The 4,783-nt window shown below is 61.8% G+C and carries 3 protein-coding genes, 2 tRNA genes and 1 pseudogene; all 6 read right to left on the bottom strand.

The window, feature by feature from the left end; all coding sequences use genetic code 11:
• A pseudogene (locus tag B3C64_RS04180) lies at window positions 1–605 on the bottom strand (glucose-6-phosphate isomerase); the annotation flags it as partial.
• Between the two features lie 240 nt (window positions 606–845).
• A complete protein-coding gene (locus B3C64_RS04175; protein WP_349679955.1) occupies window positions 846–2,129 on the bottom strand; it encodes a hypothetical protein in 1,284 nt (427 codons plus the stop codon).
• Window positions 2,130–2,408: 279 nt separating this feature from the next.
• Window positions 2,409–3,416 carry an AEC family transporter gene (locus B3C64_RS04170; protein ID WP_291533941.1) on the bottom strand — a complete coding sequence of 336 codons (1,008 nt, stop codon included), beginning with the start codon at window positions 3,414–3,416 and terminating at the stop codon, window positions 2,409–2,411.
• A 291-nt stretch (window positions 3,417–3,707) separates the two neighbouring features.
• Window positions 3,708–3,788 (bottom strand) — tRNA-Leu (locus B3C64_RS04165).
• A gap of 47 nt (window positions 3,789–3,835) precedes the next feature.
• Window positions 3,836–3,911, bottom strand: a tRNA-Thr gene (locus B3C64_RS04160).
• A 120-nt stretch (window positions 3,912–4,031) separates the two neighbouring features.
• A complete protein-coding gene (locus B3C64_RS04155; RefSeq protein WP_291533939.1) occupies window positions 4,032–4,715 on the bottom strand; it encodes a non-canonical purine NTP pyrophosphatase in 684 nt (227 codons plus the stop codon).
• Window positions 4,716–4,783 lie beyond the last annotated feature (68 nt).

Raw genomic sequence — 4,783 nt, 5'->3', positions numbered from 1 at the left:
CCCTTGGTCTTCTCGGCCAGGTCGTTCGGGTCGATGTTGGAGATGTAGCGTGCGGAGATGCCGGCGTCCGCGTACGGCTTCAGCGCCTCGTACACCATGACGGGACCCAGGTCGGAGCCGCCGATGCCGATGTTGACCACGGTTTCGATCTTGCGGCCGGTCACGCCGGTCCATTCGCCGGAACGGACCTTGTCGGCGAAGGCGTAGATGCGGTCAAGGGTCTCGCGCACGTCCTTGACGGTGTCCTGGCCGTCGACGATGTACTTGCCTTCGTCCTCGACCGGACGACGCAGCGCGGTGTGCAGCACCGCACGGTCTTCGGTGTTGTTGATGTGCACGCCGGAGTACATGGCCTTGGTGCGCTCGTCGAGCTTGACGGCCTTGGCGAGGTCGGCGAACAGCTGCAGGGTTTCCGGCTTGATCAGGTTCTTGGACAGGTCGAAGTGCAGGTCGCCGGCATCGAAGCTGAGCTTCTCGACGCGGTCGGCGTCATCGGCGAACCACTGCTTGAGGCTGATGCCTTCGGACTGCAGCTCGTCGTAGTGCTTCTGCAGTGCGGCCCACTCCGGGGTCTTGGTGGCGTCAACAGGAGGATTGATGGCCATAGGTAGGTCCTTTCATCATCACTATGAAGCGGCGGCGAATCATGGAACCATCTGCCGGATTCCGACGATTCGCGTCGTATCTCTTCATCTCACAAGATACTCACAAAAGAGGACAGAAAAACACAAAAAATATTTCTTGTGTTAACACTGCGCACGAAAATCGCCATATTGCCGCGATTTTCGTACGATCCATTTTTGGCGATCATCGTTTTTAATGATTTATGAAATCGTGTGCACCGTTCAGCGGGAAAGCTTCAGCGCACGGAAAAGCGGTTGTCTGAGGCAACGATCGCATACGCAGACAACCAGTACGAACAGCACGGAGAACGCGATGCCGACCGAGAACCATGCGGCAAGCCATCCATATTGCGCGATCGGCGACGCCGCGGCGGCCGCACGCGCGAGGGGCACGCCCATCGCACGCTCGCACAGCGGCTTCCAGATGTCGCCGGCGAGAGACTGCACCACATAGAACCCGAGGATGCCGGACGCCAACGCCTGCACCGCGCGCGGCAACCATGCGCCATCGTCCGCGGCGACCGCTCGGTTCCCCGTGACCGCGATCATCAGAGAGCCCAGCGCCAAGGCGAAGGAGAACGCGGACGTCGATTTGAACGACAACTTGTACAGCAACGCGTAATCGCCCCGCGAGACGGCGAACGCGACGGCGAACGCCAACGCCGCGAACACCGCGAACGTCGCCGCGCACCATACGCCCCTGCGCAGCCATATCGGACGACGCGCGAAAGTCTCGTCTGCCACCACCTTATCGGTTTCCACCATCTTGCCAGCCACAGGCGAGCCATCCGCCCGCGATGCGCCATTCGCCACGGGCCTGGAAGCTTCCCCGCGCGCGGCGGATGTTCCGCATATCGCGTAACCGATCAGTCCGGCAATCACGAACGACAGGCCGTAGCTCAGCGCGCCCAGCCATTTGCGCCAATCCAGCAAGCCGAAGGAACCGACGGCGGCGAACGCCACATGCTCGTTCACCGCGTACATCAGCACGACGGCCAGCATGGCGAGCGCCGCGAGCGCTCCCCCGCACGCCCTCGCGCAATGGGCCAACGGCTCCGCCAGCAGCGGAGCGGCCACGATGACGAGCGCATACACCCAGACGAATTCCAATCCCAGCAGGAACCATTGCTTCCAACCGGAAGCAATGACCGGAACGAAATGGTTCACGGCGAGCATGATCGCCGTGTAGAAGACGACCGTGGCGAACACCTGCAGCACACGACGCGCCGCGGAACGGAACCGCACGCGCCGCCCGCCGCCGTCCAATACGTCCCGCATCATGCGCGGCACGAGGAAGAAGCCGGAGATCATGAAGAACACGTGGTTGCCCCACGCGCCGACGAATTTGAGCATCCCCACCGTCCATGAGGCCCACGCCGTGCCGCTTACCGCGCTGACGGGCACGGCGGTGTCGACCGGATTCGGCCCGTAGCCGAGCATGCTTTCGAACGCGGGCAGGAAAGTGTGGAACACTGCGATGCCGACGATCGCCAGCAGACGCAGCATCTCCACCGCGAATATGCGGCGTCCGTGCGGTCTGCGGACCGCATGCCGCTCATGACGGGCAGATATCCCGTACGAATTATGGCCCGCGTGGCGCACGACGTACCGCCGATGCCGCGGATATGCGTATCCCGCCGTTCGTCGTTCGCGTTTTCGTTCCTTCACGCGCACCATTGTCGCACGCAGGTGGAGATTTTCGGCCTAACCGTCACGGAAGTCCGCGGGAAAGGGCGGCCAGAGAAGACGCCGGACAACATTGGAAGGCATCAAAAGAAAACCCCTTCAGGAAATCGCCGCGATGAGGAAATGCGCGCATGTCATCGTGATCAGGCCGATGATCGCCGACACCGACAGCGAGAAACCGGCGAGTTTCGCATTGCCGAGCACCTTGTCGGTGAACAACGTGGAGAACACCGCGATCGGAGCCAGGCAGGCCATCACCACGGATTCACGGATCGAGGCGCCGAACGGCAGAATCATCCAGGCCGCGACCGCGAACAGAATGCCGAACGGCAGACGCCAGGCGACCACTTCGGCGAGTTTCCGCACATCCTCGCGTCCGGTCGGCAGATCCATCAGCATGCCCACCATCAGCATCGAGCAGAACGAGTTCGCGTTCGCCACGGGCTGGAGCAACGTGGAGATGGCATCGGGGATCTTGACGTCGGCGAGCGTCAGCACGACCATCAGCATATAGGTGTCGAACGCCGCCGAGCCGAAGAATCCCTTCGCAACGTTCCGCAGCAGCACCCTGCGGGCGAGGCGTTTGGCGTCCCGGTCCTTCGGCTTCACGTACGGCAGCGTCGGCGCATGGCCGCTGTACTGCTCGTCAAGCGTCTTTCCCGGCTGGATGTGCAGCAACTGCTGCGTCATCACATTCGTGCCGGCCGCCACCATCGCGCAATTGCCGATGTCGAACATGGCCGCGGGCACGATCGCCGCGGTGCCCAGAAACGCCTGCACCACCGGATAGCAGAAACAGCCGATGTTGAAGCCGGCGCCGTTGAGCATGACGAACGCCCTGTCCTGCACGGATTTGTGCCGCGTCGCCAGAAAGATGAGCACCAGAGGAACGAACGAGACCACGAAGCCGAACACGGAGATCCACAACATGCTGACATCATGCGGATTCGTGGCGAACGAATAGATGATGGCGCAGGGAAGCGCCAGATCGAACAGCGCGACCTGCACCACGCGATAGTCGCGGTTCTTGAATTTTCCAACCCTTTTGAACAGATAGCCCGTCAGAATTATCAACAGCAACGCAACCGGTTGAATCAATGCGGACATATCGGCCCCTCATTCATCGTTTTGGATGATTCGCTCTCGATGAACCATCTTAGAAGAATCGGCCGCGCCCGGAACCGATGTTTCATATTGTTGCCAACTTTTCCAACACCCTATCGGAAATCGGCATCGACCATGCCGTGCCCCTGCCGGAAAGCCCCCTAAGAGTCATGGCGGGAAGAGGAAGAGCGCGCGGTCAAAGGAAAACAAGAACCAGCGGACGAGGAAAGAACAAGAACCACGGGCAAAACAAAAGGCACAAGGCAAAAAGACACAAAGCCCAACCGAGGAAAGTGCGCGAGATGGGACTTGAACCCACACGTCAAAGACACAGGAACCTAAATCCTGCGCGTCTACCAATTCCGCCACTCGCGCGAACACAGGCAAAAACAAAGCCCCGAATGCAACCGCATCCAGGGCGATGGAGCCACTTGACAGAATCGAACTGTCGACCTGCTCATTACGAGTGAGCCGCTCTACCGACTGAGCTAAAGTGGCGTCATGCCCGGTAAGCATACGCTAGCCGCGCACAAAACAAGAATCATAGCGGACAATCGCGACGAACACAAATCGGCCCGTCACCGCGTCGCGCCGCGAATCCCCGGACGACCAGCCGGACTATCGGACAAGCACCTCGATCGCGTCGACCAGCGCGCGCAACGCCTTGCCGCGATGGGAGATCGCGTTCTTCTCGTCCGGTTCCATTTCGGCGGAGGTGAGCCGCGCACCGGCACGCTTCGCACGCTCCGGCTGGTCGTCCGGCACGAACAGCGGATCGTAGCCGAAACCGTTGGCTCCACGCGGCGCGCGAAGCAGCGTGCCAGGCATCTCGCCGAGCTCCACGGTCTCCTTGGCGATCGCGTACGGTCTTTCCTCATCGGCGTCGGCCGCAGGCTTGCGCTTCCCCGGCACCACCAAGGCGGCGGCGCAACGGAAGCGGGCGGTGCGCTTGGCGTCCGGAATGTCGGAAAGCTGTGCGAGCAGCAACGCGTTGTTCGCCGCGTCATCGCCGTGGTGTCCAGCCCAGCGCGCCGAGAGGATGCCGGGAGCGTTGCCCATCACGTCGACGATCAGTCCGGAATCGTCCGCGACCGCCGGGCAGCCGGTGCGTTCGGCCACGTCGCGGGCCTTGATCAGCGCGTTCTCCTGGAAGGTCACGCCATCCTCGACCGGGTCGGGCAGACCCAGCGACCCCGCGGAGACGAGCTCCACGTCGGCCGCGTCCTCACCCAGACGCTCCTCGAGAATGCGGCGGATCTCCACCAGTTTGCCTTCGTTATGGGTGGCGACGATGATTTTCATGATGCTCCTTGGTCGTACGTGGTTGATGCGGTCGTTGCGGATCGCGCAGGACTCACGCTCAGTCTCAC

Origin of the sequence: Bifidobacterium sp. UBA6881 (assembly GCA_002451435.1) — a bacterium.
Classification (GTDB): Bacteria; Actinomycetota; Actinomycetes; order Actinomycetales; family Bifidobacteriaceae; genus Bifidobacterium.
Note: the sequence above shows the minus strand (reverse complement) of the source record. Positions and strands in the feature narration are given on the sequence as shown.